The organism is Kibdelosporangium philippinense (genome assembly GCF_021390435.2).
In the GTDB taxonomy this organism is placed as follows: domain Bacteria; phylum Actinomycetota; class Actinomycetes; order Mycobacteriales; family Pseudonocardiaceae; genus Kibdelosporangium; species Kibdelosporangium philippinense.
The window spans coordinates 793,543-818,511 of record NZ_JAJVCN010000004.1; the positions used below are offsets into that span (position 1 = coordinate 793,543).

Annotated in this window: 23 protein-coding genes and 1 pseudogene; 16 read left to right on the forward strand and 8 right to left on the reverse strand. The window is 65.1% G+C overall.

Annotated features, from left to right (window positions below; all coding sequences use genetic code 11):
* Positions 1 to 23: 23 nt before the first annotated feature.
* A complete protein-coding gene (locus LWC34_RS46470) occupies positions 24 to 971 on the reverse strand; it encodes a proline iminopeptidase-family hydrolase (protein ID WP_233731698.1) in 948 nt (315 codons plus the stop codon).
* An 88-nt stretch (positions 972 to 1,059) separates the two neighbouring features.
* Positions 1,060 to 1,404 (reverse strand): VOC family protein, encoded by a 345-nt coding sequence (locus LWC34_RS46475; RefSeq protein ID WP_233731701.1) that lies wholly within the window; start codon positions 1,402 to 1,404, stop codon positions 1,060 to 1,062.
* 118 nt (positions 1,405 to 1,522) lie between these two features.
* Here LWC34_RS46475 and LWC34_RS46480 point away from each other — a divergent pair, with 118 nt between their 5' ends.
* On the forward strand, positions 1,523 to 1,807 hold the full coding sequence (locus LWC34_RS46480; protein WP_233731702.1) for a helix-turn-helix domain-containing protein: 285 nt from the start codon (positions 1,523 to 1,525) through the stop codon (positions 1,805 to 1,807).
* Here LWC34_RS46480 and LWC34_RS46485 read toward each other — a convergent pair.
* The gene (locus LWC34_RS46485; protein ID WP_233731704.1) at positions 1,804 to 2,394 is read right to left on the reverse strand and encodes a ClpP family protease; all 591 of its coding nucleotides are present in this window, start codon (positions 2,392 to 2,394) and stop codon (positions 1,804 to 1,806) included. The two genes, LWC34_RS46480 and LWC34_RS46485, sit on opposite strands and share 4 nt — an antisense overlap.
* Entirely contained in the window at positions 2,391 to 3,005 is a 615-nt protein-coding gene (locus LWC34_RS46490; RefSeq protein ID WP_233731709.1) for a ClpP family protease, read from the reverse strand. Before LWC34_RS46490 ends, LWC34_RS46485 begins: the two co-directional genes overlap by 4 nt.
* Positions 3,006 to 3,354: 349 nt before the next feature.
* Here LWC34_RS46490 and LWC34_RS46495 point away from each other — a divergent pair.
* From LWC34_RS46495 to LWC34_RS46505, 3 genes and pseudogenes are all read left to right on the forward strand, one after another.
* Positions 3,355 to 3,405, forward strand: a pseudogene (locus LWC34_RS46495) (hypothetical protein); the annotation flags it as partial.
* A 49-nt stretch (positions 3,406 to 3,454) separates the two neighbouring features.
* Entirely contained in the window at positions 3,455 to 3,616 is a 162-nt protein-coding gene (locus LWC34_RS46500) for a hypothetical protein (RefSeq protein WP_233734207.1), read from the forward strand.
* Positions 3,617 to 3,764: 148 nt separating this feature from the next.
* Positions 3,765 to 4,499 carry a trypsin-like serine protease gene (locus tag LWC34_RS46505; protein ID WP_233731711.1) on the forward strand — a complete coding sequence of 245 codons (735 nt, stop codon included), beginning with the start codon at positions 3,765 to 3,767 and terminating at the stop codon, positions 4,497 to 4,499.
* 36 nt (positions 4,500 to 4,535) lie between these two features.
* On the opposite strand, the gene LWC34_RS46510 is transcribed toward LWC34_RS46505, so the two are convergent.
* Positions 4,536 to 5,024, reverse strand: coding sequence for a MarR family winged helix-turn-helix transcriptional regulator (locus LWC34_RS46510; RefSeq protein ID WP_233731713.1), 489 nt, complete (start codon positions 5,022 to 5,024; stop codon positions 4,536 to 4,538).
* Between the two features lie 62 nt (positions 5,025 to 5,086).
* Between LWC34_RS46510 and LWC34_RS46515 the strand changes: the two genes are divergently transcribed.
* The 7 genes from LWC34_RS46515 (at position 5,087) to LWC34_RS46545 (ending at position 13,309) form a co-directional block, all read left to right on the forward strand.
* A complete protein-coding gene (locus LWC34_RS46515) occupies positions 5,087 to 5,431 on the forward strand; it encodes a VOC family protein (RefSeq protein ID WP_233731715.1) in 345 nt (114 codons plus the stop codon).
* A 73-nt stretch (positions 5,432 to 5,504) separates the two neighbouring features.
* On the forward strand, positions 5,505 to 6,968 hold the full coding sequence (locus LWC34_RS46520; RefSeq protein WP_233731717.1) for a S1 family peptidase: 1,464 nt from the start codon (positions 5,505 to 5,507) through the stop codon (positions 6,966 to 6,968).
* Positions 6,969 to 7,054: 86 nt separating this feature from the next.
* Positions 7,055 to 9,193, forward strand: coding sequence for a serine/threonine-protein kinase (locus tag LWC34_RS46525; RefSeq protein WP_233731719.1), 2,139 nt, complete (start codon positions 7,055 to 7,057; stop codon positions 9,191 to 9,193).
* Entirely contained in the window at positions 9,190 to 10,575 is a 1,386-nt protein-coding gene (locus LWC34_RS46530; RefSeq protein ID WP_233731729.1) for a vWA domain-containing protein, read from the forward strand. Before LWC34_RS46525 ends, LWC34_RS46530 begins: the two co-directional genes overlap by 4 nt.
* Entirely contained in the window at positions 10,572 to 11,669 is a 1,098-nt protein-coding gene (locus LWC34_RS46535) for a GlnX family signal transduction membrane protein (RefSeq protein WP_233731731.1), read from the forward strand. The genes LWC34_RS46530 and LWC34_RS46535 overlap by 4 nt, the downstream gene beginning before the upstream one ends.
* Positions 11,669 to 12,946, forward strand: a complete 1,278-nt coding sequence (locus LWC34_RS46540; protein ID WP_233731733.1) for an ABC transporter substrate-binding protein — start codon at positions 11,669 to 11,671, stop codon at positions 12,944 to 12,946. Before LWC34_RS46535 ends, LWC34_RS46540 begins: the two co-directional genes overlap by 1 nt.
* Positions 12,947 to 12,958: 12 nt before the next feature.
* Complete coding sequence (locus LWC34_RS46545) at positions 12,959 to 13,309, forward strand: CU044_2847 family protein (protein WP_233731743.1); 351 nt, start codon at positions 12,959 to 12,961, stop codon at positions 13,307 to 13,309.
* On the opposite strand, the gene fxsT is transcribed toward LWC34_RS46545, so the two are convergent.
* Complete coding sequence (fxsT, locus tag LWC34_RS46550; protein ID WP_233731746.1) at positions 13,306 to 15,513, reverse strand: FxSxx-COOH system tetratricopeptide repeat protein; 2,208 nt, start codon at positions 15,511 to 15,513, stop codon at positions 13,306 to 13,308. The genes LWC34_RS46545 and fxsT overlap by 4 nt on opposite strands.
* A gap of 45 nt (positions 15,514 to 15,558) precedes the next feature.
* Positions 15,559 to 16,653 carry an alpha/beta hydrolase family protein gene (locus tag LWC34_RS46555; protein WP_233731748.1) on the reverse strand — a complete coding sequence of 365 codons (1,095 nt, stop codon included), beginning with the start codon at positions 16,651 to 16,653 and terminating at the stop codon, positions 15,559 to 15,561.
* Positions 16,654 to 16,941: 288 nt separating this feature from the next.
* Here LWC34_RS46555 and LWC34_RS46560 point away from each other — a divergent pair, with 288 nt between their 5' ends.
* Genes LWC34_RS46560 through LWC34_RS46570 form a run of 3 tightly spaced genes read left to right on the forward strand, consistent with a single transcriptional unit; the run spans position 16,942 to position 20,762 of the window.
* Positions 16,942 to 17,760, forward strand: coding sequence for an ABC transporter ATP-binding protein (locus LWC34_RS46560; protein ID WP_233731750.1), 819 nt, complete (start codon positions 16,942 to 16,944; stop codon positions 17,758 to 17,760).
* Positions 17,761 to 17,784: 24 nt separating this feature from the next.
* Positions 17,785 to 18,738: an ABC transporter substrate-binding protein gene (locus LWC34_RS46565; RefSeq protein WP_233731752.1), complete on the forward strand. Its 954-nt coding sequence runs from the start codon at positions 17,785 to 17,787 to the stop codon at positions 18,736 to 18,738.
* 2 nt (positions 18,739 to 18,740) lie between these two features.
* A complete protein-coding gene (locus tag LWC34_RS46570; protein ID WP_372496787.1) occupies positions 18,741 to 20,762 on the forward strand; it encodes an iron ABC transporter permease in 2,022 nt (673 codons plus the stop codon).
* 24 nt (positions 20,763 to 20,786) lie between these two features.
* On the opposite strand, the gene LWC34_RS46575 is transcribed toward LWC34_RS46570, so the two are convergent.
* Complete coding sequence (locus LWC34_RS46575) at positions 20,787 to 22,238, reverse strand: long-chain-fatty-acid--CoA ligase (protein WP_372496788.1); 1,452 nt, start codon at positions 22,236 to 22,238, stop codon at positions 20,787 to 20,789.
* Between the two features lie 85 nt (positions 22,239 to 22,323).
* On the opposite strand from LWC34_RS46575, the gene LWC34_RS46580 reads away from it, so the two are divergent.
* Positions 22,324 to 23,547 carry a PucR family transcriptional regulator gene (locus LWC34_RS46580; RefSeq protein WP_233731756.1) on the forward strand — a complete coding sequence of 408 codons (1,224 nt, stop codon included), beginning with the start codon at positions 22,324 to 22,326 and terminating at the stop codon, positions 23,545 to 23,547.
* A gap of 105 nt (positions 23,548 to 23,652) precedes the next feature.
* Positions 23,653 to 24,939: an MFS transporter gene (locus LWC34_RS46585; protein WP_233731758.1), complete on the forward strand. Its 1,287-nt coding sequence runs from the start codon at positions 23,653 to 23,655 to the stop codon at positions 24,937 to 24,939.
* The last annotated feature ends 30 nt before the right edge of the window (positions 24,940 to 24,969 follow it).

Genomic DNA, 24,969 nt, shown 5'->3' on the forward strand with positions numbered 1-24,969 from the left:
TTGTCTCCGTGCTGAGCTGGCAATCACTCAGCATCGGCCAGAAATGACGACAGCGCATTGATGTACGCCTGTTGGTCCTCCCACATCGCCATATGCGCGCTGTTCGGGAACTCGACCCGCTTGGTGTGCGGAATGCCCTGTTCCAACGTGTCCGTGCACGGTTCGGCGAACTCGTCGTAGCGTCCACGCGTCAGCAGTACGGGATTTTTGATCTGGCCAAGCTGTGCCGTGCGGTCCCAGTCTTTGAGGGTGCCATTCACCACGAACTCGTTCGGGCCGTTCATCGTGGCGTACACCTGATTGCCGTCGAGATTGTCGAAACTCCGCTGTAGCGGCGCTGGATACGGTTGTGGCAGGCGGCACAAGAAGTTCGCGTAGAACACATTCACCGCATCGAGGTATTCAGGCGCGGTGAACTCGCCCTTCGCTTCGTAGTAATCCAGAGTTTGTTGTACGTCCTGCGGCAGAAGTGTGCGCAAATACCTGGTGCCCGCGACGAACTCCTCCATGCTGGACGACGTGCTGGCCAGCACAACGGCATGCACGCCACGGTGTTTACGCGCCAGGTATTCGATGGCCAGCCAACCGCCCCACGAGTGTCCATACAGGTGGCACCGGTCCAAATTGAGCGCACACCTGACCGCGTCGAGCTCGGCGATGGACCGGTCCAGCGTCCACAGCGACGGGTCGTCAGGTTTGTCCGAACGTCCGCAGCCGAGCTGGTCGTAGAACACGACAGTCCGGTCTTCGCCGAGCTGGCCTAGCGGTTCCAGGTAGTCGTGCCCGGCGCCTGGACCGCCGTGCAGAAGCAGCAACGGCGGGCGCCGGCCACTTCCGACGACGTTCACCCAGACTTTGCCGCCCGGAACCTCGACATATCGCTCGGACGACGCGAACGCGGATGTTGCTGTGGCAGCAGGCACGACCGCGAGGCTGGCGGCCGCGGTGAGTATTTTGCGGCGATTGAGCACTGTCCACTCCCGACACTCGGTTTCACCCGCGAATCTATGACAATGTTTCACGGGGTGCAGGATCAACCGTGCGGCGAGAACTGGCCGTTCAGTCCTGCGGCGCCTGCGCGAGAGACACCGCGTTCCCATCTGGGTCAAGGACAACGACGTGGCGCACGCCATTGCTGTACGTCTCCACCGGTTCGTGCGCGATGTCGTTTTTGGCGAGGCGCGCAAGGATTTCGTCGAGGTCGGTCACGCCAAGTGTGATCATGGCCTTGCCGACGCCGTCCGCCCGTACTTCTCGATCATCGAGTACGACCCACGCGTTTTCGCCTACCTGCCACAGGTACTCCTCGCCGATGACCTCATCCGCGGGCCGCCCGAAGAAAACCTCGAACCACGGCAGTGTCCTCGTCAGGTCGCTCGCCGGGATGATGCTGTACAAGTCCACTTCGATCACTCCTTCTGGTCGCGTCGACAGATGGACCACTCGGCGCGCAGAAACTCATCGCTGTCCGCCGACAGCGGAATCCTCGGAGCCGAAGGCGTCAAGATGCCACGATGGGACCATGGCGGACATCCTCCCCTTCCACCAGCCGGAACCCCTGTGGCGTGAACTGCTGGGCAGTGCCCTCCGCTCAACGAGAGAGGACCAGGGTGGCCGCCTGATCGACATCGCCGAGCGAGCAGGCATCTCACCCCAGTACCTCTCGGAAATCGAGCGCGGCCGCAAAGAACCCTCCAGTGAGATGATCGCCGCCGTCACCGGAGCCCTTGGCATTGACCTGGCCGACCTCCTCATCGACATCGCGAATACCGCCCGCCCGGCAGGCCCCGTGCTGCTGGCCGCCTAGGACCGGTTTTCGAGCACACGGTCGGCAAGGCCATACCCAACCGCGCCGGTAGCGTCGAACACTCGGTCCCGATCGGTGTCATGCCGCAAGGTCGCAGCATCCTGGCCGGTGTGCTTGGCGAGAATCTCCTCCAGCTGAGTACGCACCCGCACAACCTCGTCGGCCTGCAGAATCAAATCCGGAATGGCCCCACGCCCCTGAGCGGCGGGTTGATGCAGCACCACGCGAGTGTGCGGCAGCACGAAGCGATGCCCAGCCTCGCCCGCGGCCAACAACACCGCGCCCGCCGCAACCGCCTGGCCGACGCACGTCGTCGCCACCGGCGCCCGGACGAAACGCATGGTGTCGTACAACGCGAGCATCGCGGACGGATCGCCGCCCTCGGAGTTGATGTACAGGTTGATTTCCCGTTCAGGGTTGTCCGCGTCCAGGAACAACAACTGGGCGATCAACGCGTTCGCCACGCCTGAGTCGATCGCGGTGCCGAGGTAGACGATCCGTTCCGCCAGCAGGTGCGAGTAGATGTCCATGATCCGCTCGCCCGCCGGGCTGCGCGTGATGACGTTGGGAATGGTGTAAGTGCTCATGCGCGTGCTCCAAGCCCCAGCCCGTGCGTGCGCACGGGAACAACCTGCTCCATGGCCTCGACGACGTGGTCGATGAAGCCGTATTCACGTGCTTCCGCCGTGGTGAACCAGCGGTCGTGCAGCGAGTCGGTGAAGATCCGTTCGATCGGCTGGCCGGTGTCCTGCGCGATGAGCCCGAGCACCGTGTCCCTGGTGTGCCGCAGGTCGTCCGCCTGAACCTCCACCTCGACGGCCGACCCGCTGATTCCCGCCGAGCCCTGGTGCATCAGGATCCGCGCGTGCGGCAGGGCGAAACGTTTGCCCGGCGTGCCCGCGGACAGCAGGAACTGCCCCGCGCTGCACGCCAGCCCCAGCGCGAGCGTGGCCACGTCGCACGGCACCAGCCGCATCACGTCACGAATGGCCAGCATCGCCGGGACCGAGCCGCCGGGCGAGTGGATCCACAACGCGATGTCCTTCTTGGGATCCTCACTGGCCAGCGACAGCAGTTGGGTGGCAAGCACGGTCCCGTTGTCGTCGTCGAGTGGGCCGTCCAGGACCAGCACCCGCTGGCTGAAGAAGCGTTCGCGGAGCCGATGGTCGAACAGCGGCTGCTTGTCGTGGTTCGTCATGTTCATGACGATGCCGCCGCCGCGGTGCTATCCGCAGGCCTCGCTGCTGTGGGCAGATCAGCCGACAGCGGATACCTCAACGTTCGCTTGTTTGACATCAAAGCGAACCCGGCGGCCACTGCATCCGCCGACGGCGACTTCGGTCTGTACCGCGTCGACATGCCGCAGGGTGGCGGGCCTGGCTTTCCGATTCCATCGCCAATCCCAGGAACTTAACCTCCCGTGGTAGGTGGGGCTGGTGTGGCACGTGTGGCTGACGCGGCGGATCGTTGTCCTTAGTGGACCTTGAGCTGGCCGGAAGCGGACAGCCCCGCGTGGTTAAGTTCCTGGCGTTGACCTCCATCGCACGATGTCCGAGTCGTTCTTCGTCCTGTCCGGCACGCTTCGCTCGCACGACGGGGAAAAGTGGCGCGACGGAAGCGCTGGCGACTTTTTCTACGTCCCGCCCGGTGGGGCTGCACGCGTGCCGCAAGGAGACCGACGAACCCGTGTCCATGCTGATGCTCTTCGCCCCGGGCGCGCCAAGGGAAAGCTACTTCGAGGGGCTGGCCGGACTCGCCGATATCGAACGGACGCAGTTCTTCGTCGACCACGACAGTTACTTTGTCTAATACGGCCCGTCCGGGGCAAATCACCGGTTTTCCACTTGGCGTGCAGCGCGCGATGTACTTTCGCGCAGGGATGGTTGCTGTCGATTCACCCATGGGCGTTCAGTTATTCCTGACGGGTATCTTCTCGTGAAGGAATGAGGTTCGACGAATGCGATTCATGAAATCGATTCCAATGCTGGCCGCGGCTCTGGCGTTCGGTGGTGTGATGGCGGCGCCACCTGCGCAGGCCATCGTCGACGGCGTCGAGAGCAGGCACCTGCAAGGGGCGGTTCAGATATTCAACGGCCAGAATCTCACCTGCGGCGGAACGCTCGTGGCCCGGCGTTTTGTGGTCACCGCGCGGCATTGTTTCTTCAGCTCGGCGGGCCGGCGGCTGTCGTTGCGGAATTTCCGGGTCCGCGTCGGGGACCATCGTTTGGGGCAGGGCGATCAGCATAATGTCTGCGAGACCTACGAGAAGGTCGGTGTATCGACTGGCGACGGGCCTGGCGGACAGGCGCAGGGTGCGTTCTCGGACATTCTCGTGATCCAGCTCAGGGAGGATGTCAACCAAGCCAACCAGATCGCACCGGTCGGTAATCAGCTCCCAGCGGTCAACGACAATGTCGCGGTCAAGGGTTGGGGCCATCGCGGCGACATGAAGGTCGCGACCATGCGAGTCCAGGCGCTGAACCGGGAAATAGACAACGTTCCGGACGCGATGGATCTGCGCCGCGGCAACGGAATCACCCAGAACGGCGATTCCGGCGGTCCGGTGATGCTTGGAAACCAGTTGGTCGGCGTCATCTCCGAGTTTGAGGACAATCCCCAGTCCACCCTCGCCGTCGAAGTCCAGCCCTACCACGACTGGATCGAGCAAACCTTGCACAGCAACGCCTGCTGACCGGGCCTGGCCGCGAAGCCCTGCCCTCGCGGCGAGCTAAGGGGATTCTTCAAACGGGTCAAGCAGTTGGGACAGCAGGGAAACCAGAGCGCGTTGGTCGGGTCCCGAAAGATTCTCGATAAGGCGCTTCTCATTGGCCAGGTGCAGCGGGAGAACCCCGTCGATCACGGCCAATCCCGTTGCGGTGAGCCGGATCCGGACCGATCGTCGATCGGCTTCATCCCGCGTTCGCGTCACCAAACCCTTGGCCTGCATACGATCGATCCGGTTGGTGATCGCGCCGGACGTGACCAGCGAGGTCTTCATGAACGCGCTGGCCGTCAGCTCGTGCGGCTGGCCGATCCGGCGCAGCGTGGACAGCACGTCGAACTCGCCAGGTTCCAAACCATGTCCGGCGAGGAAGGACTTGATTTCGGCGTCCCAGAACCGGGAAAGCCGCATCACCCGGCCGACCACGGCGATCGGCGACGAGTCGAGATCCGGTCGTTCCGCGCGCCACTGCGCGATCACCGCGTCGACGCCCATTCCGCACTTCCGGCCGCCGGCAGTATGTATCTCAACGTTGAACTATATCGAAAGAGTGGCTGGTGGAGATCATCGGTTTAGGTTGGCTTGGCACGCGGACCAAGCACGCGAGCGAACTCGCGGAGTTCTACGGCACTGTGCTCGGGCTGCCGCTGACCCACCATTCGCCGGGTTTCTGGGTGGTCGACCTGCCCGACGGTCGCAACGTCGAGGTGTTCAGCGATGACTACGAAGGCAAGGAACACTTCGACACCGGCCCTGTCGCCGGGTTCGCGGTCCGCGACCTGCCCGCGGCCGTGGCGGAACTACGCGCGAAGGGCGTGGAACTGCTCGGCGAGCCCGGTCCGACATGGCAGCACTTCCGTGGACCGGACGGCAACGTCTACGAACTGGTAGCGGTTGCATAGCGTGCGCCATTTGGGTGGCGGTTAGCCAAAACACGGCCACGACCTGGGCGACCCTCATAAGGTTCGATGTGTTGTGAGTAACACAGGGGAGAACGCCTCAGGCCCGCAACGGGACGAATCGGAACCCTGGCGTGCGTGCCTGCGCGACACAGACACGGGGGAGATCCTGGGCGCGGGGGTCGTCCTCAGTGACCGCGTGGTGTTGACATGCGCCCACGTCATCCCGGACGCGCGCAGCCCGGTCCACGTCGAATTGGTCGGGCAGCAACAGCTGATCACGGCCATTGTCCTGCCCGACTGCTGGGCGCCGCCGCAGCATGACGAGCGGGCGGATCTGGCCCTGCTGCGCCTTGATCGTCCAGTGTGGCTGCGATCGCGGCCGCGACTGCGTAACCTGCGTTGCCCACGTGGCCGAGCCGTGCACGCATACGGTTTCCCCGCGCCCCTTGATTACGGCGTTTTCGCCTCGGCTGAGTTGTCTGGCACAGCGGGTCCTGGCGGCGAATGGGTTCAGATCGATTCACAGGCCCACCGGGAGTTGCTGCGCAAAGGGTTCAGCGGCGCGGGCGTGGTCGATGAGGAAACCGGTGCTGTGGTCGGCATTGTGACCATGGCCTATCACGACGACGTTTCCCATCTGGCGTGGATGATCCCGGTCGAGGTGGTCGCGAAGTACCTGCCGAAGATCCGCTCGTTCATCGGCAAGGAGATCCCGTGCGGGCAGCGGACCGCGGGCGGCGATCTGCTGATCGAGTTCAGTCCCAACGGCATCGCCGAGATCAAGATGAAGGTGGACCTGACCAAGAAGTCGCCCGACGAGGCGTATCGCGACCTGCGCCATCTCCCACCGCCGGTGGACAAACCACGCGGCTCCGAGCCGGTCGGGGTGACCGGCATCGAGCAATCTCAAGACCCAAAAGAGACATTCACCGCCGCGGTGGCTCCCTTTGTCCGCGACGGAAACACTGTCGTGCTGCACCTGAGCGACGCGGACTCGCCCGTGGCCCAACTCGTTCGGCAAACGCAGCGGGAAGCGCTGCTGGCCCGGATCGAGGCCCTCACCGAAGGCGTCACGGACCTTGCCCAGCGCGAAGACCTTGCCAGAACACATCGTCGCCGTGCACGATCACGGCTGCTTCCGCCGCCTGAGATCACCGAGTTACCCGCGCTGTCCGCTGAGTTTCAACTGCCCGTCGCCGCATTGCGTGGCAGCGTTGAAGAGAAGGACCCAGACCGCGTGCGGCGCGCCGTGGAACGCTACGAGCGCAAGCTCGACCGCAGCCGTGACCTCGTCGATCAGGTCGATAAGGAAGCTGACGCGGCCATGCTCGTGCACGAACGTCTGCGCGGCTTGTTGGCCAGCTACAACGCCAGGGCCGTACAGCACGGTCTGGTGGAGGACAAAGAACTCGACGCCCTCTTGCTCGCCGCGCGCACTGCGCTTGAGGCGCATCCGTGCGAGCTGAGAACAGCGGAAGCGCGTGTTGACGTCTACGTGGGTGCCGTGCGACGCCGTCTTGGGGGAGAGCGGGCATGACTTGTTGCGGTATGCCAGTTGGTGCAACGGGGTTCTGTGATGTCTGTGGCCGCCGCAGGGTCGTGCCACCGGAGAGCCAGACGGAAGTGACGTCGGCGCCGACCGAGGCCAGACGGACCGACCCGAGCCAGTACAGTGGCACGTTCGCGGCGGATGAGCTGTACTCGTTGCCTTCCGTCGACGGCATCGATCCGGAAAGCGCCCCCGAGATCAGCCCGGATTACCCGGAGAACCGCCAGTTCTGCGCCAATCCTGTCTGCCGCGAGCCGGTTGGCAGGCGGATCGGCAGCCAGCCGAGGATGAAACGTGGGTTCTGCCCGTTCTGCCAAACGCCGTTCTGCTTCGAGGTCAAGCTGAAACAGGGCGACATGATCGGCAACCGCTACGAGGTGTGCCGCTTGCAGGCCGTCGGTGGGATGGGCTGGATCTACCTCGCCAAAGACCGCGAACTGAACGACACCTACGTTGCGCTCAAGGGAATGATCAACCCGACGCACGTGCAGAGGCTGAACCTCGCGCACGTCGAACGCGACGCGCTGACCCGGCTCGATCACCCGAACATCGTGCGGATCGTCGGCTACGCCGAGCATCCCGACCCGCGGACCGGCGATCCGGATCACTACATCGTGATGGAGTGCGTGGTCGGCGAGACCTTGCAGCATCGCCTCGATGGCGGGATCACCAAGCTGGAAGAGGTGACCGCTTACGGCCAGAGCATCCTCGCCGCACTGGCGTACATGCATGATGAGGGCTTGCTCTACTGCGACATGAAGCCGGAAAACGTGATGCACGCTGGAAAGCGCGTCAAGATCATCGACTTCGGTGGGACACGGGCGATCGACGACCAAGCAAGCGAATGGGTCTCCACGCGCGGCTTCGCGGTGCCACTGGCGGAGAAGAAACGAAAGGGGCTCGACGCCCGGTCCGATGTGTACACCGTGGGCAAGACGCTGGCGAAGCTGCTTGAGGTCGCCATGCAACGGGAACCGGAGTACGACCGGATGCGCGTGGGACTGGAGTCGCTCGAGCACCTGATCGCCAGGGCAACGGCGCCGTATGACGCCAGATTCGTGTCCGCGAAGGAAATGCTCGAACAGCTGGATGGCGTGCACCGCGAGCTGCTTTCGTTGCGTGACGGCCAACCGCGGGCGGTGCCGTCTGCCCGGTTCGAGGATATGGTCGAGCTGCTGGACGCCAGTCTCGGCGCGGTGCCGAGCGCGGAGCGGTGGACTGCGGGCCTTGACCGGAAGGTCGATGACGGTGTGCCAGATGACGTGATCAGTGACGGTCTGCCCGGCCCTGCTTCGGCCGCGAGCGGCCTGCCACTGCCCAGGATCGACGAGAACGATCCAGCAGCCGACCTTCTTGCCGACACTCGGGTGCTTGCCGAGCCCAGGAAGCGTTTGCGTGAGTATTTCGAGCGCGGAGAACACTTGTGGCGCTCTGTCGAGCTCAATCTCGCGGCAGCGAGGGCGTATCTGGAACTGGACGAGCCAGCCGAGGCCGACCGATGCATCCTGCAGGCACAGGAAAGACTCGGTGACCGGGTGGCTTACGACTGGCGCATTGCCTGGCACCAAGGCTTGTTACGGCTGGCGAAGGGCGAAGTGGACGCTGCCGAGCGATGGTTCCACGCCTGCTACCGGCTGCTGCCCGGCGAGGAGATCCCCAAGCTGGCCATCGGATTCTGCTTGGAGCAACGCGGAGACACCGTAGGCGCCCACCGGTATTACGAAGCCGTGCGGTGCCGTGACGACCGGCAGGCGAGTGTCGTGTTCGGACTGACCAGAATCGCTCTGCGACAGGGCGAACGGCGTGAGGCGGTGTCTATATTGGACAGACTGCCACGGGTCTCCCGGCACTACTACGCGACCAAGATCGCGGCGGTCCGCATCCTGCTCGCCCGTTTGGCTGACCAGGCGCCAGATTCCGAGGACGTCAATGAGGCCGCGGATCGGTTGCCGAAGCTGTTCCTCGACGGTGGTGAGGAGAACGGCGACGCCCGGCAGCGGATGGTGGCTTTGTTGCATGAGGCCGCGTTGAGGCGGGTTTGGCGCGGCGCGTCGCGGCTCAGCGACGCCGTGGCTGAGGATGTCCGCGAGGATGGGTTGCGCAATCTGCTGGAAAGGTCCTATCAGGAACTCGCCAAGCACGCCCGCGATCAGCAGGCGCACGACGTGTTGATCGACCGTGCCAACTCGATTCGACCGTGGAGCTGGTGGTGACCTCCTTCTCCGTTGATCTGTACCAGAACAAGTATCTGTCGACTTCAGATCGATACCTGCACGCGGTTCTCGTTGTGCGCATCGACGGCGTGGCGAAGCAGTCAGTTGCCGCGGCCGAAGTGTTGCTTGTGGACTGTTCGAGCTCGATGGACTGGCCGCCAACGAAGATCGCGAACGCCCGCAAGGCCGCTGAAGCGGCGATCGACTCGCTCAGGGACGGCACGATGTTCGCGATCGTGTCGGGCACCGCGACTGCGACAATGCGATTCCCTGCCACTGAAGAGCTGTGCGCGGCCAATCCGGACACACGCGCGCGGGCCAAAGCCGTCGCCGCGAACCTGGTCGCCAACGGCGGAACCGCGATGAGCACCTGGCTGGCCTTGGCCAACCGCTTGCTTGGCCAGCATCCGCACGCGATCAGGCACGCCTTGCTGCTGACCGACGGGGTCAACCAGGGCGAGGCTCCCGCGGACCTGCACCGGGTGCTTGACCAATGCAGGGGCCGGTTTACCTGTGACGCAAGGGGAATCGGCGACGACTGGAAGCCGGAGGAACTGCGGACGATCGCGTCAGTGTTGCAGGGCACTGCGGACGCGGTGGTCGAGGACGAGGAACTGGTGGCGGACTTCGGCCAGATCATCCAGTCGTCCATGGGCAAAGTAGTCCGTGACCTGCGACTGCGGATTCACACTCCGCCGTTCGTCGAGGTCGACTTCGTCTGGCAGGTCGCGCCGACCCGGCTTCCGCTTGTCAGTGCGGACGTGGCCGACGGCGGCGTCGAGGTGGCCACCGGGCCGTGGGGCGAGGAGACCAGGGAATTCCTGATCGGCCTGCGGCTTGACGATCTGAGCGGCCGTCCGCAGCTGGAGGACTTGCAGCTGGGCCGGGTGGGACTGGCGACCGAAGACGCGATCGGCACGCTGCCAGCCGAGTTGCCGATACTCGGGCACATCACCGGCGACGTGACGCTGTCCACCCAGATCCATGACCTGGTCTCGCGGCACACCGTGCAGGCCAAGCTCACCGAGAAGCTCGGCGAGGGCTGGGCCAACTTCGGCGAAGGCGATCGCGACGCCGCAGCCAGAGCATGGGGCGAAGCCGCGAAGATGGCGACGGAACTGGGCAACGAGGAAGTCCTGCGCAGGCTGCGGCGGCTGGTGGACATCGAGGACGCGGCACGCGGGCTCGTCCACCTCAAGGAGTCGGTGCGGCCGAGGGACGGGTTCTCGCTGATCCTGTCGGATCTTTCGTGGCAGTCCGACGCGGCGCGCGAACCTGTGCCTGTCGGTGAACCCGTGAAGTGTCCACAGTGTAAAACGCTGTCCCCGGCGGGCTCCGCGGTATGTATGGCCAACGGGCACCCACTTGGTGGTGCTTCGTGAAGTGGGTCCGCCGCTTCGGCCAGGTGGCGCGGTCTGCTGTTGGCGTCGACGACAGTACCCGGCGCGCCATGCACGGTATGCGGATCACGTTGTTCGTGCTCTCCCTCGTTGTTCTGGTGACTACGGTCTGGTCGACGGCAGGGCTTCGCTCCACAGTGGATGAAGTACGGACGCGGACCGCGCCGGGACTGCTTGACGTCGCGTCGGCCCGCGAAGCGCTTGTCACGGCTGATCAAGCCGCTGTCGACAGTTTCAGAAGTGGGACAGCCCAACAGGTTGGGCCGGGCAGCGAGTATCAGAACGCGCTGGCTGTCGCGAACCAGGACCTGGCTCGTGCGGCTCAGAACGGCGTTGCGGGTGGGGCTGGAGTGCAGTTCCTTGCCGGGCTGCTGACTGTCTACAGTGGTTGGATGGGCGAGGCGGACGCTTATTCCCGCGGTTCGGGAGACTCTCTCGCTGGCTTGGTGAATCTGTGGTACGCCTCAAGATTGCTGCACAACGACGATGAGGGAATCCTGAAGTATCTGGACGAGCTGGCCGCCAGTCAGAGCGCCACAATGGACCAGCAGCTGACGACCGGGTGGTTGGACCCGTTGACGGCGTTGATCTGGTTGGTGCCCGCACTTTTGTTGCTGGCAGCGCTGATCCGTGCTCAGGTGTTTCTGGCTCGGCGGTTCCGGCGGCGACTGAGTCCTTGGCTGGTTGGCGCGACCGCCTTGTTGATCGCGCTGATGCTGTCGAGTGCTCCATGGGCGCAGCCTGGCGGCGATACCCGTGCTGCGGCCGAAGCGCTCAAAAACCTGGTTCCAGACCCGCAGAAACCGGAAGTGCTCGCGCCTGGCGAGGCTGCGGCACTGCAATGGGTGAGCAGTCGTTGCGTTGCGGAATGCGGGGACACAGTGGCATTGCAGGGAACCGTTGCGGCCGCGACACCGCAGATCGATCCGGCTGAAGCCGCGGCAGTGACTGCCGGGTTCTCGGAGGCGGGCGACGCGGGATGGCTTCCTGTCCTGATCCCAGTGCTCGGCAGTGCGGTCGTCCTTTTTGCACTGCTTGGGTTTCAGCGTAGGATCAGCGAATACGGGTACCCGTGATGAAGGTGCTCATCGCTGTTTTGTTGCTGTGCGCCGGTATGGTAACCGGATGCGGTGCGTTCGCGGCGCCAACGATCACCATGATCGGGCCGTGGACCGGACCCGAGGAGCGCACTTTCCTCGCGGTACTCGGCAAATTCACCACGCAGACCGGGATCCAGGTGCGGTATCAGGGAACCAGGGCGGTGAACCAGGTTCTGCGCGCCGACGTCCAAAAAGGACGCGCGCCGGACGTTGCCGCGTTGTCGAGCCCAGGAGAGCTGGCCCGCTACGCGCAGTCGAATGACCTGATCGCGCTCAGGGACGTGGCCACCTCCGAGCAAGAGTACGGTCCACAGTGGCAGGAACTGCTCAACCTGGGTACTCCTGAACGGTATGCGGTACCGGTGAAGGCGGACCTGAAAAGTGTGGTGTGGTTCAACGCCGGCGCGTTGCCCGGTGCCGATCCGAAGACGTGGCCAGAGTTGCAGCAGCTGACTCGCGACTTGGCCGGTCAGGGCCGTACTCCATGGTGTCTTGGCCTTGAGGCGAATTCGACGTCCGGCTGGCCGGGAACCGACTGGATCGAGGACATCCTGTTGCGCCAGGCCGGATTGGAGACCTACCGCCGATGGGCCGCCGGGCAACTGCCGTGGACATCGGGCGTGGTCCGTGACGCGTGGCTGCGGTGGGGTGAGCTGATCGCCGTGCCTGGCGCGGTGCGCGGCGGCCGGACTGGCGCTTTGCTGACGTACTTCCGGGACGCCCGCAAGACGATGTTCGACTCGGAACCCGGTTGCCTGATGGAACACTTGCCATCGTTCGCGATGGGCGACTATCCGCCAGAAGATCAAGGAAGATTCGACTTCTTCCCATTCCCAGCGGCCAGCGCGAACTCCGCGTTTCACGTCGGCGTGAACCTGGCCGGGTTGTTCAGGGATAGTGAAGCGGCAAGGCAACTGATGACTTTCCTTGCCTCGCGTGAGGCCCAGACCATTTGGCCACAGCTCAGCGGCACCGCGTTCTCCGTGAACAAGCTTGTGCGCCAAGGCGGTCTGTACGCCAACCGGCCGGTGAGCTCACGCGTCGCGACGATCCTCGCGGAGAGCGAGTTGTGCCTTGACGCCTCGGACGTGATGCCAAGCGAGCTTGCTGAGGCTTTCGCCCGTGGCGTGCTCGCATACGTGGCCGACCCCAACCAGTTGGGCGAAGTCCTTGAAGGACTGGACAAGATCCAGTCCGAACTGTCCAAAAAGGAAACGGCCGCGACCGAACGGCTGACTGTCTCGTGTGGATGAATAGGAGGATAGATGCCGGAACTGGTGCGGTTTCCGCTTGAAGTCGGTGGATCGGTGCTGGTGGAGGTGGAACCGGAACCAGGCCCCCACCGCGCAGCACGACCAGGCGGAGTGCTCAGAGAAGCCTCAGCGACCCTGGAACGCGCGGTACAGCAAGTCCGGGACGCCGCCGCGGCAGCGGTGGCGGAGTTCCTCGAGATGCCCCGCCGTCCCGACGAACTGGAAATCAAGTTCGGCCTGAAACTAGACGCCCAAGCAGGCGCGGTGATCGCACGAACAGGAATGCAGGGCCAATTCGAAATCAAGCTGAAGTGGATCAGCGACCGCCTGGTGCCAGCCGACGAACCCCCACCCGAGCCCTAGGCCCTCGCGCGGCCCAGATCCTCAGCCAACCTGAAGGCTTCCTCGGTCTTAGGATGCGTCTTCCCGAGTTGACCGTGCAAAATCCGCGCACCCCGGCGCGCGAGCTCGGCGGCCGCCGGATCGTTCAACGCGTGCACGGCCCGCGCCTTCAGCAACAAGACGTACCCGATGTACAGGTGGTCAGGCGCGTACTTTCCCTCCCGGATCCGCAACGCCCGATCGATCAACGGCACAGCCGTCGCGTAGTCATCTCGCGCGAGATGCACATTCGCCAACGCCACCAAGTCGAAGCTGACGTACGGGTCGTCCGGCCCGTACGCCGCTTCGTCAATCTCCAACGCCCGCTCAGCAAACGGCAAAGCGGCCGCGTAGTCACCAGCAAGGTGCAGAATCCGCGCCAGCGTGGCCAAATCCGTCGCGATAGCGGGACTGTTCGCCGGCAGGGACTCCTCGTGCAGGCGTAGGGCGCGCTCCGCCAGAGGACGCGCCTTCTCAAACTCACCCAAGTCCCGGTAGATCTGCGCAAGAACAATCAGGTCGAAGCCTCTCTCCGCGTCCCTGCCCGCAAGAGACTCGTCGATCGCCAAAGCCCGCTCGCCCAAAGGCAGCGCCATCGCCCGATCCCCGATACGCAGCACGAACTCCGACGCCAACCTCAGCAACACTGCCGTGTTCGCGGCCCGCTCCGCCCCCGCCGGAGGCTCACCCTTGGTCACCGCCAGCACGTGCGGAAGCAGCTCCTGCCACCGCGCCCCCGCATCCGGATCGCCGTGAATATCATGAGGAACAGCCGAAAGCAAGATGATCGACAAAATTGCCCGCGTTTCGGCGTGCGTTTCCGGCGACATCCCAGCTCGGACGGCAGCCTGCACCAGCCGGTGGAGGAGTAGGTAGGATTTGCTGGAACCGAATGGCGGCCGCGTTCGTTGCCGAGTCGGAAGGCGTGCGGGTGGCAGCGGAGCATCAGTGCGCTTCGCGAGCCCAAGGCCAGCCAGTGCACCGACCGTCCGGTCCCACGCAACCGGGTCAGCAAAGCCCGCAACCAGGCCAGAGCTCGCGGGAAGGGCACCGGAGCTGCCTCGGGCAGCAGGGCCGTCGGCCACGTCCAGCGGGGTCGAGCCGTCGACAAGGCTCAGCGGGTCAGGGCCCGAAGTGGAAGAACCATCGAACAGGTTCAGCGGAATCGGCTCCGGCGCCAGCAAAGCGCACAACTCCAGCAGCCGCACGGCATCCGGCAGCTCTGCGGCCAACGTACGCACGCTGAGCTGCCACAGCGTCGAGACCACCACGCTGGGCCGGTCGGCCAGCTCGCCGTGCCCGATCATCTCCTCCAACCGGGACGTCAGCAGGGCCAGGTAATCCTCAGGCGCCGTCTGGTTGTAGTCCATGTACCCGGCGGCCTGCTCCAGGCCAAGGGGGAGGTCGCCCAGTTGCTCGGCGATCCGGTCGGCGACGGCGTCGGTCATCCCGGGCACCCGCCGGACCAGCAAATCCACCGACTCCCGCCGGGTGAACACATCCAGGTCAATGACCCCGGCCCTGCTCGACCAGCCGCTGACCCTGGTGGTGACGATGATGTGCCCGTTGCTCACCAGGTCGCCCGTTGGCAACGCGTGCGTGAGGGTGCTCGGCTTCTCGCCATTGTCGAAGATGATCAGCCAAGGCCTGCGGTCAAGCAGCTTGCCGTAAACCTGCGGAATGGCCTGCTCAGCACTCACCTCCGTCAGCCCGAGCTCCCTGGCCAACGCGGTGAACTGGGGCGCCACCAAGTCGGGCTCCTCGGCGTCCACGAAAGCGACGAACCGGTACTTCTGCCGGTAGCGGTAGGCGTACTCGACGGCGAGCTGTGTCTTGCCGACGCCGCCTAACCCGTGCACGACCTGCGTCGAGACATCGTTCGTCGAGGTCAGACGCTGTCGAAGCTCGCGTAAGGCGGCGTCGCGGCCGGTGAAGTTGGGGTTGCGCGGTGGCAGCCGGTAGGTCGCGGGCGCGGGCAGTTCCTTGGCCTTACGCTCGCGGCGAGGTGCCTGCCAAAATCCCAGCAACGCCAACGGAATCAGCAGAAGCAGCACTACCCACGGGTTCGTCCGGACGAAGTCGAGCGGGCCTGGCCAGCGGCTTTGCCCCGATGCGGCGTTGAACGCGAGACTGCCGAGGAAAAGCACGAGCAGCGCGGCCACCGCACTGACCAGCGTCCGCCACATGGCTCCCTTTCTGCGACGGCGATAGCGATAGACAGCCAGCGGATCCTAACCCAGGGGCGGCCGTTGAAAAGTGATCTCAGGGAACTCCGCGGCCGGACCCGTGAACAGGCGCTGAGGCACGCCGCGAAGATGCTGGTCGAGGAAAGCGGCGACATAAGTACGCGTGATCCGCAGACCTCGAACAGGTTCCACGGGCATGTCCACCTCGATACCAGACTGTTTCACGAGCAGATTCAGGTCCGTGAAAATGTTGTGATCCGACTTGGTGACGTGCAGCCACCGCTTCCACCCGGACATCCGCGGCCACACGGCATCCCACGACGGATCGCGAACGTTGCCAGGCTCATGGTTCTCATCGGTGCCGATCAGCAGGAACGGCCGGTCCAAAGGATCGGACGGCAGCATCGGCCCATCGAGGTTGACGCCGGCATCGATGCGGGAATCGGCGCGCATCGCGGTCGCGGCGCCCGCGCCACCCATTGAATGCCCGACAGCCGCGACATGGCGTTGATCGACCAGCGGGTGCCCGCGCAATTCATTGAGCACGAAGGACAAGTCGGTCCCTCGGTTGAGCGCGATCGGCGCATGGCCGATCTTGCCGGGCAGCTCGCAGGCTGTGCAGGGCAAGATCCCACCGGGGAACCGAACGCCGACGGACTCGTAGGCATGGTCGACCGCGGCGGTCACGTAGCCGCGGGACGCGAGGTCCTCGGCCAGTGCGGTGATTGTGTGGCGGGAGAACAGGAAGCCGGGGGAGAGCAGGACCAGCGGGCGTCGGCCGGGAAGCGGCACTGCCTCGGTACGCGACCACGTGCGCGTGTTGGCCAGTTGTGAGGCGGTGAACTTCGGGTCGAGTTGGGCCCAGTCCACGAACGCGGTCGCCTCGGTCAGGTCCATATAGGGCGAACGGCCGCCGGTATGCGGCACAGCCGGGTAGTACATGGTGACCATGAGCTGCCGCGGGCCGGATTCGGGCACCCAGGGATCGGCACGTCCGCGGTCGGTGAGCGCGAACGTGTTGCGCCCAACCGCGTATGGCCCTGTGGGCGCGGGCAGTGACAAGTCCACAGTGGCCACAGCGGCGGTGGGAATGGACAGTCCGAGCGCGGTGACCGCAGTGGCTACCAACATACGACGCATAAGATCAACTTTGCCGTGCCAAAAGTCGCGGGACATCGGGAACCGCCCGGAGTCAGGCCCTGAGATCTGCCACCAAGGGGCCTCGGGGGAAGACAGTCCACAAGGGATACGTGAGGCATTCGCCGCCAGCGGCAGCAGTCCACCTGATCGGCCCGCGGTCCCACACGACGGCTGTGGATCCGATCTGACCTGACCTCGCGGGCTCACGATCAAGGCATGAAGGATTACGCCAGGTGAGTGGACTAGATCACTCATTGTGGATGATGGAAGTTAGGCTAGGCTGCCCTCATGTCACGGGCTGCTGGGGCGCTGCTGGCTGGCCAAGAGCTGGTACTCGCCCATCACGACCACGAAGTCGTGCACGGTGTCTCCCTCGAGCTGACGCCGGGCACGATTCTGGCACTCGTCGGCCCGAACGGATCCGGCAAGTCCACGGTCCTGCGGTCCTTGGCGCGCTTGCACAAGCCCAAGAGCGGTGACGTCCAGCTCGGCGATCAGGCCGTCTGGCACAAGTCCGCGTTGTCTGGCAAAGAGTTCGCGCGCAACGTCACATTGCTGACCCAGCAACGGCCGACGCCTGCTGGAGTGTCCGTGAAGGACGTTGTCGGCTATGGGCGGCATCCGTATCGCGCTGGTTGGCGTGGCGTCGATCCCGATGGTCCGGCAGCTGTGGCAACCGCGATGGAAATGACTGGTGTCACTGAAATGGCTGACCGTGGCGTGGATGAGCTGTCCGGTGGCGAGCTGCAACGCGTCTGGCTCGCGTCCTGTCTTGCCCAGCAGACATCCGTTTTGCTGCTCGACGAGCCGACCAATCACCTCGATCTGCGCTATCAGGTCGAAATTCTCGATGTCGTACGTGACCTCGCCGTCGATCACCAGGTCGCGGTCGGTGTCGTGCTGCACGACCTTGACCACGCCGCGATCATCGCCGACCGCGTCGTCCTGCTGTCCCAAGGGAAAGCTCTGGCGAGCGGTGCCGTGAAGGACGTGTTCACGGCCGAGAACCTCACTGCGGCCTACGGTGTGGCGGTGCGGGTCGCGGACGATCCGGTGACTGGCTCGCTGCACTGCCGCCCGGTCGGCAGGCACACGCCCAGAGTTTGACCCAGAACACGGAGAAACAAAGCCATGCGCATCCCCGTCCTGATCGCCGCCGCGGCGATCCTGTTGTCTGCCTGTGGAACCACGGAGACACCGACCACTCAGCCCGCTGAAAACACTGGTGGGCCCGTCAAAGTCACCGACGCGCGTGGCAAGGTCGTCGAGCTGAAGTCCGCGGCCAAGCGCGTTGTCGCGCTGGAGTGGGGCGAGATCGAGATGGTCGCCTCGCTTGGCGTGATGCCGGTCGGCGTCGCTGATGTCCAGGGTTTCAAGACGTGGAATTCCATTGTGCCGCTTGATGCTTCGGTCAAGGACATCGGCAAGCGCAGTGAGCCGAGCGTCGACGCGATCGTGGCGCTGAACCCGGACGTCGTGATCATGGCGCACGAAGGTGACTCGGCGCTGGTTCCGCAGCTGGAGAAGTACGTGCCGGTCGTGCTCACGAAGACCAGCGACGCGAGCCGCAACTTCGACCGGCTGCGTGAGGACATGAAGCTGATCGCGCAGACCGTCGGCAAACCAGCGGAAGCGGACAAGCTTCTGTCCGAAATGGATGCCAAGCTGGCGCAGGCGAAGACCGCGCTGGCAAGCAAAGCAGGCACGCCGTTCTTCATGGCCGACGGTTGGCTGGAGGGCAGTACGGTCAGCATCCGCCCGTTCGGCAAGGGATCGCTGGTTTCTGACATCGCCGAGCATGTTGGGTTGCGCAACGCGTGGACCGGCAAGGTTGACGCGCAGTGGGGGCTTGGCCAGACCGACGTCGAAGGCCTGTCCGCGCTGAGCGACCCGAACACCGTCATGTTCTACAGCGCTTCCGAAGACGACGTTTTCACCACCGGGCTGGCGCAGAATGCCGTGTGGCAGCGGCTTCCGTTCGTGACGTCCAAGAAGATCTACAAGCTTCAGCCAGGCACGTGGACCTTCGGCGGCCCGAAGTCCGTCGGCTACATCGCTGACCAGTTCACGAAGGCACTCGGCTGACCGTGCGCAGCGCCGTTGTGACGGCGGTGACCGTGGTGGCAATCGCCGCGCTCGCCGCTGTCCATCTCACTCAAGGCACAGCCGACGCGGGCGTGCTCGATGTGCTCAAAGCCATCTTCAGCGATGGCGACGAGCAAACGCGCGCAGTGCTCTCCGGCTCCCGCGTGCCGCGCCTGCTGACGGCGTTGCTGCTCGGCGTCGCGCTGGGTGTCGCGGGCGCTGGTATGCAGTCCGTGGCACGCAACCCGCTCGCCGCGCCCGACACGCTCGCGGTCAACGCGGGCGCATGGCTGGCCGTCGCCGGAGTCGCGGCGTTCGGCATCACGCTGCCGACATTGCCAGCGGGCGCGACGGCGTTCGTCGGGGCGCTCGCCGCGGCCACTGTCGTGCTTGGACTGTCCGGTGCGGGCTCGACCACGCCACGGCTGATCCTGGTCGGCTCGGCCGTCACGCTGGCCTTGCAGTCACTTACGATCCTGCTGATTTTGATGTACGAGCAGGAGACGTCCGGTCTGTTCGCCTGGGGCAGCGGGTCGCTGAGTGTGGCGAACCTCGATGCCACGGCACAGATGGCGCCCATTGTGCTGGCCGCGACGATCGCGTTGGTCGTGATGGGACGGTCGCTGGACCTGCTCGCGTTGGGTGATGACAACGCGACCGTGCTGGGGCTGAACGTGCAGCGCACGCGTATCGGCGCCGTGTTGCTGACCGTGGCACTGACCGCCGCGGCTGTGACGGTCGCGGGACCGGTTGGCTTCGTAGGCTTGTGCGCCCCGGTGATCACGCGCCTGCTGACACGCGGAGAGGGCCGACACCGCGTGCTCTTGCCGTTGTCCGGGTTGGTCGGTGTCGTGCTTGTGCTTGGCGCGGACGTATTGCTGCGTGCCCTGATGGGCTCGGCGCAGGCCGTACGCGTGCCCACCGGAGTCACGACAACCGTCGTGGGGGCGGTTGTACTGATATGGCTGGCGCGTCGTGGCCGATCAAGCGGTTCCCGGCCGCAGGCCCCGGCCGGACGGGTGGGCGTCGCGGGTTCGCGGCGGCGCCTTGCTGTCACGAGCACGGTCATCGTGGCTCTGCTGGTGATCGCGCCGATCGTAGGCATGATGCTCGGCGACCGCATGGTGTTGCTCGGAGACCTGGTGAACTGGGTGTCCGGTAAGACCGGCAACGCGCTGACGTTCGTGCTGGACCAGCGTCTGCCTCGGGTCCTCGCCGCTCTGACCGCAGGTGCCGCGCTCGCGGTTTCTGGCTGTGGCATCCAGGCGGTGAGCCGTAACCCGCTCGCCGAACCGGGCCTGCTAGGTATCACGTCCGGTGCCGGTCTCGGCGCCATCGCCCTGATCACGTTCGTGCCGCTGGCTGGCGCGTTGGAGATCACGGGCGCGGCGGCGTTGGGTGCGGCCGTGGCGTTCGCCCTGGTCTACGGCTTGGCGTGGCGTTCGGGGTTGGACACGGACCGCCTGGTGATCATCGGTATCGGGCTGTGGTCGGGCGGGATGGCCCTGATCACGCTGCTGATCGTGACCTCGGACCCGTGGAATACCGCGAAAGCCCTGACCTGGCTGTCCGGTTCGACGTACGGCCGCACGATCGAGCAGGTGCTGCCGAGCGCGATCGCCCTGCTCGTGCTGGTTCCGCTGCTGTGGACGCGGCACCGCGAGATGGACCTGCAGAGCCTCGACGAGGACACCCCGCGGATCCTCGGCCTGCCATTGGAACGTTCCCGCACGCTGATCCTCATCGCCTCGGGCATCCTCGCCGCGACCGCCGTGGCCGGGATCGGTGTGGTGGCGTTCATCGGCCTCGTCGCGCCCCATCTCGCCCGATCCCTTGTCGGCGGACGCAATGCGCGCGTCCTGCCCGTCGCCGCGGCACTGGGCGCGATCTTGGTCAGTGCCGCGGATACATTGGGCCGCACCGTGATCGCGCCCGCTCAGATACCCGCGGGCCTGGTGATCGCGCTCGTCGGCACGCCGTACTTCGTGCTCGTGCTCTGGCGCATGCGCCCAACTACCTCGTGAGTGGTTAGTCGTGTTCTAACACGACTAACCACTCACGAGCTTGATCTGGCGTTTCAGGATCTTGCCGGTGGCGTTGCGGGGCAGTTCGGCCGTGATCCGCACGATCCGCGGGTACTTGTAGGCGGCGACTTTGCCTTTGACGAAGTCCCGCAGCTCGTCGGCGGTCGCCGTGGCTGCGGGCTTCAGCGCGACGAACGCGGCGACCTCCTCGCCGAGCGAGTCGTGCGGCACGCCGATCACCGCCGCCTCACCGACCGCGGGATGCTCGTGCAGGACGTCTTCGATCTCCCGTGGATAGACGTTGTAGCCACCACGGATGATCATGTCCTTCTTGCGGTCCACGATGTAGTAGAAGCCGTCCTCGTCCTGGCGGCCGAGATCGCCGGTGTGGAACCAGCCGTCCCTGATCGCCTTCGCGGTCTCGTCGGGCTTGGCCCAGTACCCCTTCATCACGTTGTGGCCCTTGATCACGATCTCGCCGATCTCCCCACGCGGCACGTCAACGCCGTCCTCGTCGACGAGCCGGAACTGAACGCCATCGACCGGTGTGCCGATTGAGCCTGCCCGGCGCTTGCCAATCACGTTGAACGACGCGATCGGCGAGGTCTCCGACAGCCCGTAGCCCTCCATGATCGCGCAACCAAACGCTTGCTCGAACCCGGTGATCACGTCCATCGGCAACGGCGCCCCACCCGCGAGACAGACACGCAGCGACGACAAGTCGTAGGACGCCCGGGAAGGATGATTCGCCAGCGCCACGTACATCGTCGGCACACCCTCGAACACCGTCACCTTGTCCCGCTGCACAACCTCCATCGCCTTCACCGCGTCGAACCTGGACAGGAGCGTCAGGCATCCGCCGACGGCCACGGCCACGTTCAACCCGACGGTCTGGCCGAAAACGTGGAACAGCGGCAACGCGCCGAACACCACGTCCCCGGCGACGGCCTGGGTGAGGGCGCGCACCGCGATCTCCACGTTGCGAACCAGATTGGCGTGCGTCAGCTCGGCGCCTTTCGGCTGTCCGGTGGTGCCCGAGGTGTAGAAGATGACCGCGGTGTCCTCATCGGACCTGTCGACCACGCCTTCGATGGGCGCGCCCGAGGTCAACGACTCATCGACTACGACGCAGGGCGCGTCCGGCACGTCAGTCATAGCGAAGATGACCTTGGCACCGGAGTCGCTCAGGTAGTACGCCACCTCGCGCTCTTTGAACATCGGGTTCATCGGCACCACGACCGCGCCCGCGCGCAAGGTCGCGTAGTACAACACCGCGAACTGCGGCACATTCGGCAACATGATGCCGACCCGGTCACCTGGCCCCACCCCGAGCTTGGCAAGCAGTCCAGCGGCGCGTTTGGTGGCGTCGTCGAGCTGCGCGTACGTCAGCACGGTGTCATCCAGCCTGATCGCGGGGCGATCCGGATGCAGGGCGGCAGTTCGGACAAGGTTCGCGGCAAGGTTCACGGGGGTCATAGTCGACAGAGATCGCACGCCACGCCTATGTTCAGCGGTACAAAACATCCACGAGTTCGGTGTGCGGCGATGACACACTTGGTCCGTGCGTAGCAGTCAACGAGGACTTCCCGACGAGGACGTGGCCAAGCTGGTGGCTGAGGCCGAACGACGGCTGCCCGAGCTGTCCGAAAGCACGTTCAAGAAGGTCCAGACGACCATCAAGGTGTACCGGGCCGGCGTCGCCGTACCGTCCGACGAGCTGCGGCAGTTCGTGGAAGCCAATCTTCGCGAGATCGTCAACGGCCTGCTGGCGCCGGGTGAACCCGAACTGACCATGGCGCGCACGACCGGCAAGCGCCGTGCCGAGCAAGGCCTGCCGCTGCCTGAGGTGGTACGCGCGTTCCGGATCGGGTTCGCCGAAGTCTGGAAACTTCTGGTCGAGGCAGCCGAACGCGGCGGACCGGGCATGGTCAAGACACTGGTGTCGGCGGCCACCATCCTCTGGGACCGCGCCGACGACTTCGCCGAGGCGATCAGCGAGACGTATCGCGCGACCGCCGCCGAACTGGCGGCGCGGGAGCGTGAGCAGCGCTCGGCGCTGTTGGAAGCGTTGTTCTCCGGGCAGCGGCTCGATCAGGCCGCGCTGTGGCAGATCTCGGAGTTGCTGCAGATGCCGATCGACGGCGTGTTCCTCGTGGTTGCCGCGGAGTCCCCGGAGCTGGGCAAGGAAGCGTTGCCGAGCATCGAATCCAGGTTGGACGCGAGCAACCTGGGCTCCGCGTGGCGGCTGACGCCGGAGGCGCAGGTCGGCGTGATCTCCCTGCGTTCCATGGCCGCGCAGGCCTCCGTGCTCGAGTTGTTGCGGCGCCACGCCACCTCGCGCATCGGCGTGAGTCCCGCGTTCAGCGGCCTGGTGAACACGCCGCGCGCGTTGCATTTCGCCACGGTCGCGGTCGCCGGTTTGCCGTCGACCCAGCCAGGCGTGTTCCAGTTCGACGATTCCCCGCTGACCGCGTTGGTGGCCAGCGCGCCAGAGGAAGCGACCCAGCTTGCTCACCAAGTGCTCGGCGCGGTCCTGCGGCTCGAAGATGAAGGCGTTGTCCTGCTTGAGGCCCTGCAGGCATGGTACGACTGCGCGGGGTCCACAAAGGACACAGCGGACCGGCTGTTCTGCCACCCGAACACCGTCCGGTACCGGTTGCGCAGGCTGCAGGACCTAACCGGACGTTCGCTGACAAATCCGGCACACCAGGCGGAGCTGCTGACCGCGTTGCGCGCGATCGGGACGTACCCGAAAGGGGAGCCGTTGCCGCCGCCCTTGGCATGACGTGACAACCGGACGACGTGGATGCTGTGGCGCGACACATGGGCCACAGCAGGTCGCCGCTTCTACGGTTCGAGAGGATCCCACCCGCTCGCACCGAGGTGATTCATGTCCGTTAGCAGCAGCACAGTTTCGCCAACCCGCGGCCGCAAAGCCGCGGTCGCCGCGATGGCGGCGGCGTCGATCGAGTGGTACGACTTCTTCATCTACGCCACGGCCGCGGCACTCGTGTTCGGCAAGGTCTTCTTCCCCGGAGTCAGCCCGGTCTCGGCGATCCTGGCCTCCTTCGCCACCTTCGGTGTGGGGTTCGCGGCCAGGCCATTGGGCGGTGTCGTGTTCGGACACTTCGGCGACAAGCTCGGCCGAAAACCCATGCTGGTGGCGTCCCTGCTGCTGATGGCCGTGTCGACGACGCTGATCGGCCTGCTGCCGACGTACGCGACGATAGGTGTGTTCGCGCCATTCGCACTGGTACTGCTGAGAATCTGCCAAGGACTGGCGATCGGCGGCCAGTGGGGCGGAGCGATGCTGCTGGCGATCGAGTCCGCGCCGCCAGGAAAACGCGGGCTGTACGGAAGTTTCGCGCAGGTGGGCGTGCCGATCGGAATGGTGCTGGGCAACACGGTCTTCCTGGTGGTCGCGGCCTTCGTAAGTCCGGCCCAGTTCGACGCCTGGGGCTGGCGAGTGCCGTTCCTGCTGAGCTCGGTGACGGCATTGGTCGCCTTCTACGTCCACCGCCGGATCGACGACCCGCACGAGTACACCCAACCGCCGGGCAAGCGCCGTTCACCGGTGATCGAAGTGGTCCGCCAGCACCCGAAGGCAGTGTTGTTCGCGTCCAGTGTGTACATCGTGTTGAGTGCCGCGTTCTACATCCTCGCGGCCGGTCTGCTCGACTACGGCACCCGAACGCTCGGCATCCCGAAAAGCTCGATGCTGCTTGCGGTTCTGGTCAGCGTCAGCTCGATGGTGTTGACGCTGCCGCTGTTCGCGGCGCTGTCGGATCGCGTTGGCCGTAAGCCTGTGTTCGCGGTGGGTGCGGTGGCCACCGGGATATCGATCTTCGCCGTGTTCCCGTTGGTCGAGACACTGAACGTGGGACTCGCCATCCTCGGCCTGGTGATCACGATGACCACGATCGCCATGATGTACGGGCCGCAGGCTGCGTTGTTCGCTGAGATGTTCCCGGCGCACCTGCGGTATTCGGGGGCTTCGCTGGGGTATCAGATCGCCAACGTGATCGGCGGCGGCTTCGCCCCGTTCGTGATGGTGCTGCTGCTGGAATCCACCGGAAGCTCGATGTCGGTGGCCGTGTACGTCGCCGTGCTCGCAGTAATCGCCTTGGTAGCACTGGCTTTCATCTCCGACAACCATGAAGTGGAAGCCCGCCAGTAAAGTGCCTGGTCAGCCCTCGTGAGTGGTTAG

Bases quoted from the DNA above. Each gene is read 5' to 3' on its own strand.
- LWC34_RS46480 (WP_233731702.1), top strand. From the start codon at position 1,523: ATGGCGGACATCCTCCCCTTCCACCAGCCGGAACCCCTGTGGCGTGAA.
- LWC34_RS46485 (WP_233731704.1), bottom strand. From the start codon at position 2,394: ATGAGCACTTACACCATTCCCAACGTCATCACGCGCAGCCCGGCGGGC.
- LWC34_RS46490 (WP_233731709.1), bottom strand. From the start codon at position 3,005: ATGACGAACCACGACAAGCAGCCGCTGTTCGACCATCGGCTCCGCGAA.
- LWC34_RS46505 (WP_233731711.1), top strand. From the start codon at position 3,765: ATGCGATTCATGAAATCGATTCCAATGCTGGCCGCGGCTCTGGCGTTC.
- LWC34_RS46510 (WP_233731713.1), bottom strand. From the start codon at position 5,024: ATGGGCGTCGACGCGGTGATCGCGCAGTGGCGCGCGGAACGACCGGAT.
- LWC34_RS46540 (WP_233731733.1), top strand. From the start codon at position 11,669: ATGAAGGTGCTCATCGCTGTTTTGTTGCTGTGCGCCGGTATGGTAACC.
- LWC34_RS46545 (WP_233731743.1), top strand. From the start codon at position 12,959: ATGCCGGAACTGGTGCGGTTTCCGCTTGAAGTCGGTGGATCGGTGCTG.
- fxsT (WP_233731746.1), bottom strand. From the start codon at position 15,513: ATGTGGCGGACGCTGGTCAGTGCGGTGGCCGCGCTGCTCGTGCTTTTC.
- LWC34_RS46555 (WP_233731748.1), bottom strand. From the start codon at position 16,653: ATGCGTCGTATGTTGGTAGCCACTGCGGTCACCGCGCTCGGACTGTCC.
- LWC34_RS46560 (WP_233731750.1), top strand. From the start codon at position 16,942: ATGTCACGGGCTGCTGGGGCGCTGCTGGCTGGCCAAGAGCTGGTACTC.
- LWC34_RS46565 (WP_233731752.1), top strand. From the start codon at position 17,785: ATGCGCATCCCCGTCCTGATCGCCGCCGCGGCGATCCTGTTGTCTGCC.
- LWC34_RS46575 (WP_372496788.1), bottom strand. From the start codon at position 22,238: ATGACCCCCGTGAACCTTGCCGCGAACCTTGTCCGAACTGCCGCCCTG.
- LWC34_RS46585 (WP_233731758.1), top strand. From the start codon at position 23,653: ATGTCCGTTAGCAGCAGCACAGTTTCGCCAACCCGCGGCCGCAAAGCC.